Genomic DNA, 15,902 nt, shown 5'->3' with positions numbered 1-15,902 from the left:
AAAAGGAACAGATAAAGATATCCGCTCCTTCTACTCACTATTCTATTTAACCCATTCGTGTGTGTGTTTCTTCATCATGAGAGAAGGTTGGCTTCTCATTTTTACGGCGGACTTGTTGCTTTTTACCGCCATTAGGTGTGGTCTGTTCTCTTTGCAGATTCTGTCTGATTTGAGACTTCATCAATAATCGAGTGATTTCATATTCGATTTCACCAATCATATCTTCAAATAACGTGAATCCTTCCTGCTGGTATTCTGTCAATGGATTGAATTGTCCATAAGAACGAAGTCCGATACCCTGACGCAGCTGATCCATCTGATCGATATGGTCTGTCCATTTTCTGTCCACTACTCTTAGCATAACGACTTTTTCAAATTCAAGTACCTGTTCTTTCCCATTCAGCTGAGCTGTTTTCTCTTCATAAGTGGAACGGGCAAGTTCAACCAGCAGATTTTCAATTTCTTTAGCTGATTTACCTTTAAGATCTTGGGTAGTCAAATCTTCAGGATGAACCAAAACAGTATGAGCGAATTCTTCAATGTGCTCAAGGTTCCATTTTGACGGATCTTCCTGTTGTGTATTCAATTGAACATAGCGTTCGATTGTCCGTCTAATCATTGGAATCGTGACATAACTCAGTGATTCCTGCTCCAGAATAACTTCCTGACGCTGAGAATAAATCACTTCACGCTGTTCTCTCATGACGTCATCGTATTTCAGTACGTTACGTCTTGTATCGTAGTTATTTCCTTCAACACGTTTCTGAGCTGATTCAACTTGACGACTGATCATTCTGCTTTGAATAACGGCATCATCTTCTGAAATTTTAAGCTGTTCAAGCACCATTCTGATTCGTTCAGAACCAAAACGTTTCATCAGATCATCTTCAAGTGAAAGATAAAATTGAGAAACCCCAGGGTCTCCCTGACGACCAGAACGTCCTCTTAACTGATTGTCGATTCGACGTGATTCGTGACGTTCAGTACCAATAACAGCCAGTCCACCTGATTCTTTAACTCCAGGTCCCAGTTTAATATCTGTTCCACGTCCGGCCATGTTAGTCGCAATGGTTACAGCACCCGGCTGACCAGCGTTAACAACAATTTCGGCCTCTCTAAAGTGGTTTTTAGCGTTCAATACTTCGTGCGCAATACCTGCTTTTTTAAGCAGCGTACTGATTACTTCTGATGTTTCAACCGCTACAGTCCCTACAAGAACCGGCTGTCCATTAGCGTGACGTTCCTTGATATCTTCAACAACAGCATTAAATTTGCTTTCCAGAGTTGGATAAAGTAAATCATCACGGTCATCACGAATCAGCGGACGGTTTGTCGGTATCGCAATAACATTCATGTTATAGATTTCTCTGAATTCTTCTTCTTCCGTTTTAGCAGTCCCTGTCATCCCTGACAGTTTTCTGTACATACGGAAATAGTTCTGGAATGTAATAGTAGCCATTGTTTTCGATTCTTTCTGAATCTCAACATTTTCTTTTGCTTCGATAGCCTGATGCAGTCCGTCAGAATAACGACGACCTTCCATAATACGCCCCGTGAACTGGTCCACGATCTTAACTGCGCCATCATCGACAACATAGTCAAAATCTCTGTGCATAATAAAGTTAGCTCTCAATGACTGGTCCAAGTGATGGATCAGAGCCTGATTTTCGATATCGTATAAATTAGTGACACGAAATGTCTTTTCAGCTGTTTCAATGCCTTCTTCAGTTAAGGAAATCGACTTGGACTGCAGATCGATTGTGTAATCACGTTCTTCTTTAAGTCCTTTAACAAAGAAATCACAGCGCGTGTAAAACGATGTCGACCGATTTGCCTGTCCAGAAATGATTAGTGGCGTTCTAGCTTCATCGACGAGAATTGAGTCGACCTCATCCAGTATTGCAAAGTTCAATGGTCTTTGTACCATTTGTTCTTTGTACACAACCATGTTGTCACGCAAATAATCAAAGCCAAGCTCATTGTTCGTTGAGTAAGTGATATCGCATTTATATGCTTCACGTTTTTCTTCAGAGGATTTCGCATTCAGGTTCAAGCCAACCGTCAGCCCCATCCATCGGTAAAGCTCTCCCATTTCATCTGCATCTCGAGTAGCCAGATAATCATTGACTGTTACCACGTGAGCCCCTTCACCCGCAATTGCATTAAGGTAAACAGGCATAGTAGCAGTTAGTGTTTTACCTTCCCCAGTTTTCATTTCCGAGATATTCCCTTCGTGTAAAGCGATCCCACCCATCAGTTGTACTCTAAAGGGATAAAGACCCAGAACACGTCTGGCTGCTTCACGGATTGAAGCGAATGCTTCCGGTAACAAATCATCCAGTGTTTCATTAGCTGCATAGCGTTTCTTGAATTCTTCTGTTTTAGCTTTCAGCTGATCGTCTGTCAAAGCAGCCATTTCATCAGATAATGCTTCGACTTTATCAGCGATTTTACCGTATCGTCTTAATGTTTTTTTGTCGTTCTCAAAAATTTTCTTTAATAAATGAGCCATGAATACAAATCTCCTCTATTGTTGATTCTTTTATACACTTCCAGATTTTCTCATACTGTATTATCATACCACTATTGTCCCCCAAAAAAAAGGCTTCACGGCCTATATCCACTGAAGTGTGTTAATTTGTTCAAATAAAAAAGACGGGCAAGCTGCCCGCCTTAACTCATGAGTCCTAATCCGTTTCAATTAGTCCATATTTTCCATCTTTACGTCTATAAACTATGCTGGTTCCATTCGTATCTGCATCTTCAAAAATAAAGAAATTATGACCTAGCATGTCCATCTGAAGAACAGCTTCTTCAGCGTCCATCGGTTTTAAACTTAACCGTTTAGTTCTGACGATTGAAGCACTTAAATCTGCTTCTTCGTCATCCTCACTCAAGTCAGCCCACAAATCCTGATCGACTGGTTGAGGAACCTCAACACCTTGAGACCGACGATTTTTTCGATTAATTTTTGTTTTATATTTTCTCATTTGTCGTTCTAGTTTATCAACGACTAAATCTACGCTTCCATATAAATCTGGGGAAGTTTCCTCCGCACGTAATACCACATACGGGAGTGGAACAGTGACTTCAACCTTAGCAGTTTTATCAGAGTATGTCTTAAGATTGACATGTGCGTTCGCTTCAGGAACATCATTGAAATATTTTTCAATTTTCCCTACTTTCTTCTCTACGTACTCTCTAATTGCTTGAGTCACCTCAATGTTTTCTCCTCTAACATTGTATCTAAGCATAATACTTCACCCTTCCAAATCTAGTATAGTATAAATGTCAGTATACATCCCATACTATCTCTAAGCAATTATCTTTCCTTATTGCTTATCCTAATTATACATGAGAGCGGTTACTTTCTCAATGAAATTGAACAAACTCTTTACTCACACTATCTGAACAATGAGAAGGAATTAACAGTTGCCGGTTCATGACTCCTAATCAGTTCGATCGCATGATAAATCGTCCGTCCGGTGGTATATATGTCGTCTGCTAATATAATGTTATTTCCCCTGACGATGTCCTTATGATACTCACTAAGCGCAAATGGCTGTGGTGATTTCATTCTTTCTGCTCTGTTTTTTCTGGACTGTTTCCCTATCTGATAGTTGTTTTCAAGCACACACACAAAATCCACTCCAGCAGATTCAAGCAGTACTTCTGTCTGATTAAATCCTCTACTTGAGAAGCTCTCTGCAGATAAAGGGATTGGGATCACAATTGTATCCTTCATATTTTTTCTGAAAAAGGCGCCTACCTCCTTTTTAAACAAATCAGCTGTTTCACAGTCCCCAGTAAACTTGAACTGTTCAATCAGTTCTCTGGCAAAAAGATTATATTCAAAAACTGCGTAATGACAGCCCTCATAGCTTGGATAGTGTCGTTTCCATTTCAAACAGTCCGGACAGTAATCTTGACCGGAGTAGATTCTGCTGCACCCTTTACAGGTTTCATGATTCTCAAGCCTATTCAAATTGTTTCTACATTTCTCACACAATGGATGCTCAATTATTTTAAACTGGATGAAGTCCTTTACGCTTATAACTGAAGTAACAGACGATCCACACCATAAACACCTGTTCATATCAGCAGTCCTTTATCTTTCCCTAATTTGTTCATGTACTTTATCTGACTGATTGCCCTTTTTATAGTTCGAGTCCATCCCTGATGATAAAACGTTACCTCGCCGTCAGGGTATGCGACTGATCTTCCGGCTCTACCCGCTATCTGAACCAGAGCTGCTTCTGTATATACCTCATGATCCGCTTTTAAAACAATGACATCTATATTTTCAAATGTTACCCCTCTTTCGAGAATAGTCGTCGTCAGCAAAAAATCCAACTCCTTTCTGCGCATTTTCATCACTTTTTCCTTTCTGTCTGTATCCTTGGAATGAACCCACTCGAATTGACTCTCTTTAAAAATGGTCTTGAACAACGGTGCGACTTTTTCCATTAGACTAATTGTTGGAATAAAGACGAGAAATGGTTTTTTCAAGTCAATCAACCTGCAGATATGATTAAATACAGCAGACTTCCCTATAGAGCCATCTGTCAGAGTTGTTTTGCTGTATACAGCTCTAGGAACAGGCAGCGGATGTTTATGGTAGCGTGCAGGTAAAATTGACGCTTTGATGTCCCCTCTTTTTATTTTCTTCTGCGTTTCTTTGTCTGGTGTGGCGGTAAGGTAAATAACGCTGGAAACTCTTTTCCTTGCCTTTTCCGCGGCATAATACAGAGCAGTATTCAAATAGAACGGGAAAGCATCGATCTCATCAATAACCAGAACATCAAATGCCTCATTGAACCGAAGGAGCTGATGTGTCGTCGTGATAACCAATTGTGTGTACCTGTAGGCTTCTTCTGATCCTCCGTATAACAGTATCGAAGATATACCGGGAAACACACGTTGAAGACGCGGTGCCAGCTCCAGACATACATCGATTCTGGGAGAGGCGATACAAACTCTTTTCCCCTGATCCAAAGCCTGACCGATTCCATAAAAAAGCATTTCCGTCTTTCCTGCTCCAGTAACAGCCCATATGATCCTCTCTTCATTTGCAGCCAGGGAGGCATTGATCTCTATAGAGGCTTCTTTCTGCTGCTGAGATAACGTTCCATTCCACTTCAGACAAGGTTTCTGCACAGGTGAAAACTGATTCGGTTCTGTCATGGTTACCAGTTCATCACACGCTCTAACTTTACCCAGCTGTATACATTCCCTGCAGTAAAAGCATCTTTTACCGCATATACAAGGATAAGGCTGTTTTAAAGATAAGACTGTCTGACATCGGTTACACCGAAGAACCCCTTTTATACTGACAAACCCGGGTTTCTTTGCACATTCATCTATCACGTCATCAGTAAATTGGGCAAGTGCATCCCGCAGCACTAACTCACGACCGTATAATACTGTTCTATCGTTCATAAATCTCCTCTCAATATCTTGTAATACAGACTTCTTCGTTGGATTCCTTACTTATTACTATTGCTCAATCAATGAAAAAATCACGAAAAAAAGACATCAGAATCCTGATGTCTTTTATAATATAAATATATAAGTGCAATATGGTCACATTCTCATATAATCCTTAGTCCATGACATTCCAATTGCGCCTTGACCCGTGTGTACTCCGACGACAGGGCCTAAAAAGCTGAAATTAAATCGAACCGTTGGGTATTTCTCTTCCAGCTGACTCATGAATGCTCTTGCTTCATCTTCACAATAAGCATGTACAATAGTAGCCTGAATAGGGTAATGTGCATTTCTAACGGACTCTTCGAAGAGAGTTTCCATTTTCTTCATCGCTTTTTTCTTTGTCCTGATTTTATCCTGGGGCACGATTTCGCCTGCCCTCATGGTCAAAACTGGTTTAATTTTTAAAAGGGTAGCCACTCCACCTGCTGCTTTTGATATTCGCCCCCCTTTGATCAGGTTCGTCACATCATCAACTACAAAATAAATATCCGTAATCGTTTTTAATTCTTCCAATCTGTCAATGATTGTATTGACTGATTCTCCCTGCTTTGCTAACCTTGCCGCTTCCTTGACCTGAAAAGCAAGTCCGGCGCCGGCTAAACCGGAGTCAAATGGGTAAATGGTAGTTCCATCCATAGATTTAGCTACGCTGAAGGCATTTTGATAAGTTCCAGAAATCCGACTGGATAAATGAATACTAATGATGGCATCATAATCTTTCTGCAGACTTTCATATAAGGTGGTAAAATCTCCTACAGTTGGTTGAGAGCTGGTAGGCAGCTGCTCGGACAGAGCCACTTTTTCAAAAAAAGCTTCAGTGGTGATATCCACTTCTTCTTTATAAATGTCTGTCCCGAATATACAGGACAAAGGAACGAAGTGAACGCCCTTCTGATTATATTCTTCCTTATTTAAGTAAGCTGTACTATCTGTTACAATTGCTATACGCATGTATTTTTCTTCACCTCCTGATTTATAAGTTAAACTGGTAGACTTTCTCAGCAGTAATCAAATGCAGAGCCCTTCCTATAGAAGGCTGAACCTTATTATACACTATCTAAAGTATGAATTGAAAGGGACTTAAGTATGAAAAACCATCGGACAATTAAAGAAGATACCGTCTATGAATCAACAGTAAAAAAATCCCGCTTTATCTGCTCTTTGAAACGAACGGAGACAGAAGAAGAAGTCCTTCAGTTTCTGGAATCAGTCAGGAAAGAGCACACGAAAGCTAATCATAACTGTTCCGCCTATCTGATTGGTGAGAACAACCGTATCCAGCGTGCTTCTGATGATGGAGAGCCAAGCGGAACAGCTGGTGTCCCAATCCTGGAAGTCCTAAAAAAGAATGAGCTCCAGAATGTGACAGCTGTTGTCACACGATACTTCGGTGGTATCAAACTTGGTGCAGGAGGATTGATACGAGCTTACGGGAAGGCAACAAGTGAAGCCGTCAAACAAACTGGTATCGTAGAGAAGCGCCTGCATCAATTCATTTCAATTACGGTCTCTTACCACATCAGCGGTAAACTCCAAAACGCACTTCATCAGTCTGATTACCGTCTTGAGTCAGTGGATTACACCGATCAAGTCATATTCGAATGTATCATCGACGCTGAAAAAAAAGATGCCTTTAGCAGAGATATCATTGAATGGACCAGCGACCAGGCAGTTATTGAATACGGAGATCACGCTTGGTTAGAAGTTCCCGTAGAAATGTAAGAAGACCTCAACAATGAACAAACAGTGACTACTCTATCAGTCTGACCGTCTATTTCTTTATAGACTATTGACACATCTGCTAATTATACTGATAATAGTACAAGATATACTACAGAGTTTGGAAATGAAGGAGAAACTACAGTGGCAAACCATCAGAAAACGTCCAGAATGCAATCAAACCATAGAAATCGAAAGAAAAAGCAACGTATCATCTTATGCATCCTTATTCCTTTATTTTCAGTCGCATTATTTGCTGCGGTATATATCGCACATCTTTTCGCCACTGTTGAAAACGAAATCGACGCTTCTTACGTTGAGATAGACCGACCAGAACCAGTCGAAGAAGTGAACCCGATAGATCAGCCTGTCTCCTTTCTGTTTCTAGGTATCGATAATGACGAAGACAGACAACTTGGTTCGACAAGAGCTGATTCAATCATATATGCAACATTGAATCCACATACACACGAAATGAACATGCTGTCAATTCCGCGAGATACTTATGTTCCAATCATGAGAAACGGATCAGTTGTCAGATGGGACAGAATCAATGCGGCATATGCTGTCGGCGAAGAAAGTGTCATGGTTCAAACCATTGAGGAATGGCTGGACGTTCCGGTGCATTACTATGCGACCTTTAATTTTAATGCCTTTTTAGAAATCATTGATGAATTAGGTGGTATTGAAATGGAAGTCCCTGTGACAATCACTGAAATGAATTCTAACGATGAATCTGGCGCCATTTACCTAGAAGAAGGGATACAAAACCTTGACGGTGAGCAAGCACTGGCGTTAGCTCGTACACGTAAACTTGATGATGATGTCGCACGTGGACACCGTCAGCAAATGATTATTGAAGCGATTATCCAGAAAGCACTTGGTTTCCAATCTGTTCCAAAATATACAGCTATGGCTGAAACAGTCGGCAGTAATATGCGCACAAATATGCGTTTAAGAGATATGAGTGCCGTAGCACAAACAGGTTTAAATCAGTCATTTACAATTGAATCCCATGTATTCGAATGGACAAGTTTTATGGAACGGGATATGGATTTAGTTAGAATCATACCGGACAGTTTTACAACGATCCAAAGCGCTCTTCAAAACTCACTGACTCAGACAGAAACAAACAATTCCTCTCGATACACTGAAGAAACGAATGATTCAAATACAAGCAGCTCCAGCTATAATAGTGAAGAGGCCTCAAATTCAACTGATTCAGTAGATTAAATAAACGATACGTCAAGCGACCGCTCATCCAGATTTGAATGAGCGGTCGCTTTTTATTGAAATTAGGTTAGTTATTGAGCTTTCTGCCGAACTCACTTAATTTTTTCAATAAAGGTCTTCTTTCCTCCCCAACCAGCCCAATTATCTCTACAAATAATTCGACACCGACAATGACTGATACTGTCAATAGAATCGATCCAATCAGAGTTGAGAAATTATACAGCATTGCTATAACGGAGAAGATGGCTGAAACACAGTAGATAGCCAGAACCGTTTGTCTGTGTGACAAGCCTATGCTCATCAAACGATGATGGATATGATTTTTATCAGCTGCTGAAATCGATTGCTTATTTAAGGTCCTTCTTAGAATAGCAAACAAAGTGTCTGTAACTGGTATACCTAATATGACAATAGGCAGGATCAGCGAGATAAGCGTTGCATTTTTCAAACCTTGTAGTGAAAAAACACCAATCATATAACCTAGAAACAAAGCCCCTGTATCCCCGAGAAAAATACTGGCAGGTTGAAAATTATACGGCCAGAAACCGGCAATCGCAGCAACCAGAACAAATATCATGATTGAAATTGATACTTCTTCTATAGTGAGAAAGAAAAATCCGATTATGCCCATGGTGGTGAGCGCAATCATCGATATTCCACTAGCCAGACCGTCCAGACCGTCTATCAAGTTGATTGCATTTGTCAGGCCCACTATCCATAATATAGTAAATGGCATCTGCCATGATCCGAAAGTAAGCGTTCCGAAGTATGGAATCGTCATTGTTTCAAGTGCTACATCCCCTAATACATAAACGAGACTTGCTGCTACAATCATTCCGGTCAGCTTAACCAGTGGTTTTAATTCAAACACATCATCGAGTACACCCGTTATAACAATCACTGCAGCCCCTGCGAAAATAGGCATTATTTGAGAGGTTGGAATGGGTAACAAGACAAAGGATGAAAAAAAGAACACAATAAAGATAGTTATGCCCCCCATTGTCGGCATAACTTTTTCATGGACACGTCTGGCTTCAGGCTCGTCCACAATCTTGAATTTCCTGGCGAACACTTTGAAAATAGGCGTCAGAACCAATGTACCAAGCATCGTAAATATACAGACCATCAAAACAATAAACATATTATACATAACAGTACTCATTTCTATAGACATTTTCTTTAATTATAGCATCACTATATTGAAAATCACAATTGCAATTGAAAAGTACTTAGATTAAACTTATAAAAGACTTTAACAATTCTCGTTATAGAAAAGAGGCCCTTATGCGATCTGACAAACATATAAAGAAAAATAATCGAACAAAATTGATTAAACGCATCATTTTAACGGCAACTATTATATTAGCATTTGTGATTGGATCAGCTGCCGGCTATTACGGCTACCAGGTTGTTCAGTTACTGGCGGATGTATCAGAAGAAACCCCTGAAGAATTACAAGATACTTCAGAAAGCGACGAATCGATTCGAGCAATGCACCCGATTTCAATTCTTATCCTTGGTCTGGATGAAGAGGACGGCGCCCGTCGTTCTGACTCTATTATGGTAGCCACGATCAACCCCATAGAAGAATCCACAAAACTGGTGTCTATTCCTAGAGATACACTGATTACTTTACCTAACAGTGAGCGACAGGAAAAATTTAATGCGCTGTATGCAATATATGGTATCAGTGGTGTAATCGATTATGTTCAAGATTATCTGACGATACCCATATCTTTTTACGCTACTTTGAATTTTGAAGGATTAGTTGACCTTGTAGATGCTGTAGGTGGCATTACCATCGATTCTCCTCTCTCATTCACCGTTCAGGACAGCGAAGAAAATACTGGTGCAATCGAAATCGAAGAAGGCCTGCAGGAATTGAATGGTGAGCAGGCCCTCGGATATGCCCGTATGAGGAAACAGGATCCAAGAGGCGATTTCGGAAGACAGGAACGCCAGCGCCAGGTTATTGAAACCATGATTGAGGATTTGATGTCATTCGGGTCAATCACTAATTTAACGCCGATCCTTAATGCTGTCAGGCCGAATCTACAGACTAATATGTCCGGCCAGCAGATAATGGCTGTCGCTTCCAGCTACAGAGCAGCAGCAGAAACGATTGAATCAATTGAAATTCTGGGAACTGATGATTATGTATACATTCCAGAATACGGGCAGGAACTTTACGTCTATCTCCCCTATGAGCAGAATCTGCTTAACCTGCAGGAAGAACTGAGAGATCACATGAACATCGACGAACCCGTTAGGCAGGGTGAGAACGAATCTCTTTACGAAACAATCGAAGGCGAGTCAGACGAGTCAGATATTTCCGGGGAAGATTTTGACTAACTAAAAACAAACTAAAACGATGCAGACAATTCTCATTTGAGCGTTGTCTGCATTGTTGTTTTATTTTAATGCTTCTAAAAAAAATTCATAGCGTGATCCAACATATTGTGCTCTAACATACTCAAACGGCGTACTGTCTTGTGTGTAACTGACCTGTCGCAAGCGCAGAATAGGCGATTCTCTTTTGATTTGAAGTAAGTCAGCTACTTTCTCAGAAGCAAGTGTTGCTGAAAGAGTCTGCTCTGCTCGAGCCACTTCATAGCCATTATCTGATAAAGTCCGATACAAATGCTTCGTCAGCTGCTCTTTACTGAAGGTCTTAATAATAACCAGTGGAAGCGTAGCAACCTCGAAGCAGATGGGTTCTCCATTTGCATAACGAATACGTTCCATTACCAATACCATCTCATCCTGATGAATCGCCAACTTCTCAGATTCACTTTCACTTGCCCGTTTAGTATAGTAAGAGACAAGTTTGCTTGATGGCGTTTTCCCCAACTTTTCAATCGTTTCAGTAAAGCTGGGAATCCCACTTAGTTTTTCGCGTACCTTTTCAGAAGCGACAAAAGTGCCTGATCCTCTTTTTCGTTCCAGCAGACCTTCTTCGACAAGTGAGCTGACGGCTTGTCTTGCAGTCATTCTACTGACATTAAATTCATCCGCCAGGTCTCTCTCAGAAGGTATTTTGTTTCCTTTTTTCCATTCATTTGATACAATCAGTTGCCTCATTTTATTGTGCATTTCAATATACACAGGAATTTTATTTGACATGCCCCATCCTTTCTTAATCTGCTCAGTTTAAAGTTGACTGGCAGCTGCTTCATCCAATATTAGGACCACATCAGGGTGTTTCTGCAGGATGCTGGAAGGTACATCTTCGGTCACCGGCCCACTGACTGTATTTGCCACAGCTTCGGCTTTGTTTTCACCATATGCAAGTAGAATGATCTTTTTTGCTGACATAATAGACTTTATGCCCATAGAATAAGCGAAGCGAGGGACATCATTTTCGGAATCAAAGTTATGCTTATTGGCTTCGATAGTTGCATCCGTCAAAGCCACTTTATGTGTTTGCGTATCAAAAGGTGTTCCAGGTTCATTAAAGCCGATATGAGCATTCGTTCCAATACCCAGAATCTGTACATCTATAGGATTTGACTCAATAACAGTATTATAGTGTTTAACTTCAGACTCTTCTTCAGCAAGTCCATCAGGAATAAATGTTTCTTTAAAGGGTTTATCATTAAACAAATGCTCTTTCATAAACGTTTTGTAACTTTGAGGATGATCTCCAGCTAAACCGATGTATTCGTCGAGATTTATGGCAATTTTATCTGAGAAATCTAAATCACTTTTTCTTAAAACTGAATAAAGCGTTTCGGGCGTACTGCCGGTCGCCAGTCCAAAAACAGTCGCTCCACTCTCATGGGCTTCTCTGATTAGCTTGTAAGCTATCTCTCCCCCATCCTGTTTATTTTTCACTTTTATGATTTTCATATTCCCATTTTCAGTTGAATTCATGTATTTTTCCTCCTACTATTGTCTCTTTAATGGTCAGATCTTTATCCATCAATACCATATCTGCATCAAAGCTAGGCTTTAACTGCCCTTTTTTTTCTAATTTAAATTCTTTAGCCTGGTTGGTCGAACTCATTTTTACGGCTTCCAGTATAGAGCAGCCCGTAAATTCAATCATATTTTTAAAGGCATCATTGAATGTTAAAACACTCCCTGCAAGCGTCCCATCTTCTAGACGAGCCTGTTTATCTTTCACTGTGACCTTCTGGCCTCCCAGCTCGCTGTCACCATCCGGTAACCCTTTTGCGCGCATCGAATCAGTGATAAGCTGGATGCCATCTGCTCCTTTAGCTTTAAACGCCAGCTGAACCATTGGTTTAGAGATATGATAGCCGTCCACTATCATCTCGACCATCACATCATCTTCCAGTAGTCCGTATCCGCTGACTCCGATCTCACGGTGATGCAGTCCCCTTTGCCCATTAAAAAGATGCGTGATATGAGTAGCTTCAGACTCTATAAGCTGCTCGTAAGTTGCGCCGGAATGACCGGCTGACAAAACGATATTATTTCCCTTACAATACTCTTCAAATTCAGAGACGTCCCCTGCTTCGGGTGCATAGGTTATAAGACGAATTAAATCTCCACTTGCTTTCTGCCATTTTTTAAGTGTATCCAGCTGGGCCGGACGAATAAACGCTTCAGGTTGAGCGCCTTTGAATTCTTTAGAAATGAATGGCCCTTCAATATGGATACCCTGAATTAGCGGGTTCGATTCTTCTACTTCTTTTATTGCTTTAAGGCAGGCTTCAATCTGTTCATCTGACTGGGTAATCGTTGTCGGGAAATAAGACGTAATTCCTTCAGCCAGCATTTTATTGATCATCTTATCTATCTTCTCAGGTTCGGCGTCCATATTATCAACACCATACCCTCCATGACTGTGGACATCTATGAATCCGGGAATGATTATATTTCCTTCGACATCCACTTCTTCATCACTATCGTCTTTTTCATAGATTTCCATCTTCCCCACACCCATGATTTCATCTGAAAAACGGATATACCCTTTCTCAATCTGACCTTCACCAGTGTAGAGTGTAGCATTAATATAGACCTTTGGCATTATGTTCCCCTCCAGTTAACTTGGTTATGTATACAAAACCCTTCACTAAAAACCAGCAAAGGGTCATGCATTTATACGTTGGTTTAGTGGTCGTTACTTCCAGAAATCATCGAATAGTGTGATTGGCAGATGGCGTTTGTGCATAGTCTGTAAATACCATTTTTCAATTGTTTCAGCAGCTTCACTGGATACTTCTTCTCCAATCAGATACTGGTCAATTTCATCATATGTCACTCCCAGAGCTTCTTCATCAGCAAGACCGGGTTTGTCGCTTTCCAAATCAGCCGTTGGTACTTTCTGGACTAAATGATTCGGTGCACCCAGTTCTCTAAGCAATTGTTTTCCCTGTTCCTTATTCAGACGGAATAATGGGTTCAGATCGGTTCCACCATCGCCGTATTTTGTGAAAAATCCAGTCACCGCTTCTGCAGGGTGATCCGTGCCCAGTACTACGCCATTGGCATCTCCGGCAATGGCATACTGGACCACCATCCGTTGTCTCGCTTTAATATTCCCTTTGTTGAAGTCACTCAACTTGAAGTCATTAGCCCCTACGCTCTCTTCAATCGCATCAGCAGCAGGCTTGATATCGACTCTCAGCACTTTGTCCGGCTTGATCCAGTCAATAGCATCCATTGCATCCTGTTCATCTGCTTGTTCTCCATAAGGTAAACGGACAGCGATAAATGCATAAGCATCATCACCAGTTTCTGATCTTAACTCTTCCATTGCCATCTGAGCCAATTTACCCAGCAGTGTCGAATCCTGTCCGCCAGATAAACCAAGGACCATCGTTTTCAGAAAAGAGTGCTTATTCATATACTCTTTCATGAAATCGATCGTTCGTCTCACTTCATTTTTTGGATCGATCACCGGCTGGACATTCATCTCTTCAACAATTTTTTTCTGTAAATCAGACATCATATAAAACAGCCCCTTTTTATTATTAGTCTTTTACTCCTTAATTAAAATATAGCATTTTCTTCAGAACTCGTCGATTTCGCAATCTTTTTGAACAGCTTGATCGTTTCAACTTTAGCATCGTAGAGTTTCTGTGATAAATCTACCGGGTAAGGCTCCGGGTTTAATAACCGCTTATGCTCTGCCCATTGTTCAGACAAACTTGTTTCTGCATATTCTTTTATTTCATCAAGTTGAGGCAGATCGTATACAAGCGCCCCTTCTACTATGATATGCTCCAGCAATGGACGTGCATAGAAATTTTCAACAGTCTTATTGATGTAAGTGTATTGTGGGTGAAACATGAACAGAGAATCTTCAGCATTCGGCTGCTCATCGTGAAGGGTGATGTAATCGCCTTCCGGTTTCTTGTTATTATAAGATCTGACTCGCCAGACTTGTTTTTTCCCAGGTGTCGAAATTTTGGCAGCATTCGCAGTCAGTTTTAAGGTGTGGTGCATATCTTCATCTTTTCCTTCAACAGATACGATTTTATAAACAGCTCCTAATGCAGGCTGATCGAAAGCAGTGATCATCTTGGTTCCGACACCCCAGACGTCTATTTTAGCTCCCTGCATCTTCAGGTTTAAAATGGTTTCAGCGTTTAAATCATTGGAAACAAAAATCTTCGCATCTGGATAACCCGCTTCATCTAACTGCTGTCTGACTCGTTTGGACAAATAGGATAAGTCTCCTGAATCCAGTCTCACTCCGAGAAAATTAATTTTGTCTCCCATTTCATCAGCTACTTTGATTGCATTTGGCACACCAGAATCGATTGTGTGATACGTATCCACCAAAAAGACACAGTCCTTATGCGTTTCAGCATAAGCTTTGAATGCCTGGTACTCATCCCGGTAAGCCTGAACAAGTGCATGAGCGTGCGTTCCGGAGGCAGGAATGCCAAAAACTTTAGATGCCCTTGTATTACTCGTCGAATCACAACCACCTATGTATGTGGCTCTTGATCCCCATAAAGCTGCATCAAATTCCTGTGCTCTTCTAGCCCCAAACTCAAGAACAGGGTCATCTCCAGCAGCACTTTTAACCTGTGACGCCTTAGTGGCTATCAGTGTCTGAAAGTTGACGATGTTTAAAACAGCTGTCTCAATCAGCTGGCAATCAACAATTGGACCTTCTACCTGAATGATAGGTTCATTGGCAAAAGCAACTTCCCCTTCTTTGAACGACCGAACCGTCCCTTTAAACCGCCACTCTTTAAGAAAATCCAAAAATTCTTCAGGAAACTCTTTTTCTTCTCTCAGGTATTCGATATCCGACTCAGAAAATTTTACATTTAAAATGTAATCAATCACACGTTCCAGTCCCGCAAAGATCGTATACCCCATTCCAAAAGGATTACTGCGGTAATAAACTTCGAATACGGCATTCTTCTGGTGATTACCTTTTTTCCAGTGCGTGTAAATCATATTCAATTCATAAAAATCTGTATGCAATGCCATACTGTCATCTGCATAAGTATTAACCATTACTTTTCCTCCTC

General features: G+C 40.8%; 14 protein-coding genes. 3 read left to right on the top strand and 11 right to left on the bottom strand.

All coding sequences use genetic code 11. From position 1 onward, the window contains the following. Positions 1–46 precede the first annotated feature (46 nt). From secA to CLV38_RS03260, 5 genes are all read right to left on the bottom strand, one after another. On the bottom strand, positions 47–2,512 hold the full coding sequence (gene secA, locus CLV38_RS03280; RefSeq protein WP_106191459.1) for a preprotein translocase subunit SecA: 2,466 nt from the start codon (positions 2,510–2,512) through the stop codon (positions 47–49). 175 nt (positions 2,513–2,687) lie between these two features. Further along, positions 2,688–3,254 (bottom strand): ribosome hibernation-promoting factor, HPF/YfiA family, encoded by a 567-nt coding sequence (gene hpf, locus CLV38_RS03275; RefSeq protein ID WP_106191457.1) that lies wholly within the window; start codon positions 3,252–3,254, stop codon positions 2,688–2,690. Positions 3,255–3,403: 149 nt separating this feature from the next. After that, positions 3,404–3,907: a ComF family protein gene (locus tag CLV38_RS03270; protein ID WP_106191454.1), complete on the bottom strand. Its 504-nt coding sequence runs from the start codon at positions 3,905–3,907 to the stop codon at positions 3,404–3,406. A gap of 185 nt (positions 3,908–4,092) precedes the next feature. Continuing rightward, positions 4,093–5,439, bottom strand: coding sequence for an ATP-dependent helicase ComFA (locus CLV38_RS03265; RefSeq protein WP_106191452.1), 1,347 nt, complete (start codon positions 5,437–5,439; stop codon positions 4,093–4,095). A gap of 144 nt (positions 5,440–5,583) precedes the next feature. After that, positions 5,584–6,441, bottom strand: a complete 858-nt coding sequence (locus CLV38_RS03260) for a DegV family protein (RefSeq protein WP_106191449.1) — start codon at positions 6,439–6,441, stop codon at positions 5,584–5,586. 135 nt (positions 6,442–6,576) lie between these two features. On the opposite strand from CLV38_RS03260, the gene CLV38_RS03255 reads away from it, so the two are divergent. Together CLV38_RS03255 and CLV38_RS03250 are read left to right on the top strand one after the other, a co-directional pair. After that, positions 6,577–7,212, top strand: a complete 636-nt coding sequence (locus tag CLV38_RS03255) for a YigZ family protein (RefSeq protein WP_106191446.1) — start codon at positions 6,577–6,579, stop codon at positions 7,210–7,212. 141 nt (positions 7,213–7,353) lie between these two features. Beyond that, positions 7,354–8,442, top strand: coding sequence for an LCP family protein (locus CLV38_RS03250; RefSeq protein WP_106191443.1), 1,089 nt, complete (start codon positions 7,354–7,356; stop codon positions 8,440–8,442). Between the two features lie 67 nt (positions 8,443–8,509). On the opposite strand, the gene CLV38_RS03245 is transcribed toward CLV38_RS03250, so the two are convergent. Next, positions 8,510–9,592, bottom strand: a complete 1,083-nt coding sequence (locus CLV38_RS03245; RefSeq protein ID WP_245920524.1) for a glycosyltransferase family 4 protein — start codon at positions 9,590–9,592, stop codon at positions 8,510–8,512. Between the two features lie 134 nt (positions 9,593–9,726). Here CLV38_RS03245 and CLV38_RS03240 point away from each other — a divergent pair, with 134 nt between their 5' ends. After that, entirely contained in the window at positions 9,727–10,794 is a 1,068-nt protein-coding gene (locus tag CLV38_RS03240) for an LCP family protein (RefSeq protein ID WP_106191441.1), read from the top strand. A 60-nt stretch (positions 10,795–10,854) separates the two neighbouring features. Here CLV38_RS03240 and CLV38_RS03235 read toward each other — a convergent pair whose 3' ends face one another. The 5 genes from CLV38_RS03235 to CLV38_RS03215 all read right to left on the bottom strand — a co-directional run bounded on the left by CLV38_RS03235 (position 10,855) and on the right by CLV38_RS03215 (position 15,888). Continuing rightward, the gene (locus CLV38_RS03235; protein WP_106191438.1) at positions 10,855–11,565 is read right to left on the bottom strand and encodes a GntR family transcriptional regulator; all 711 of its coding nucleotides are present in this window, start codon (positions 11,563–11,565) and stop codon (positions 10,855–10,857) included. Between the two features lie 27 nt (positions 11,566–11,592). Next, positions 11,593–12,291, bottom strand: a complete 699-nt coding sequence (locus tag CLV38_RS03230; RefSeq protein WP_106191594.1) for a glucosamine-6-phosphate deaminase — start codon at positions 12,289–12,291, stop codon at positions 11,593–11,595. Positions 12,292–12,301: 10 nt separating this feature from the next. Further along, positions 12,302–13,438: an N-acetylglucosamine-6-phosphate deacetylase gene (gene nagA / locus CLV38_RS03225; RefSeq protein WP_106191436.1), complete on the bottom strand. Its 1,137-nt coding sequence runs from the start codon at positions 13,436–13,438 to the stop codon at positions 12,302–12,304. A gap of 93 nt (positions 13,439–13,531) precedes the next feature. Beyond that, the gene (nadE, locus tag CLV38_RS03220; RefSeq protein ID WP_106191591.1) at positions 13,532–14,359 is read right to left on the bottom strand and encodes an ammonia-dependent NAD(+) synthetase; all 828 of its coding nucleotides are present in this window, start codon (positions 14,357–14,359) and stop codon (positions 13,532–13,534) included. 44 nt (positions 14,360–14,403) lie between these two features. Continuing rightward, on the bottom strand, positions 14,404–15,888 hold the full coding sequence (locus CLV38_RS03215; protein WP_106191433.1) for a nicotinate phosphoribosyltransferase: 1,485 nt from the start codon (positions 15,886–15,888) through the stop codon (positions 14,404–14,406). Positions 15,889–15,902: the final 14 nt, after the last annotated feature.

This window comes from Alkalibacterium olivapovliticus (genome assembly GCF_003003275.1).
Taxonomy (GTDB): Bacteria; Bacillota; Bacilli; order Lactobacillales; family Carnobacteriaceae_A; genus Alkalibacterium; species Alkalibacterium olivapovliticum.
Note: the sequence above shows the minus strand (reverse complement) of the source record. Positions and strands in the feature narration are given on the sequence as shown.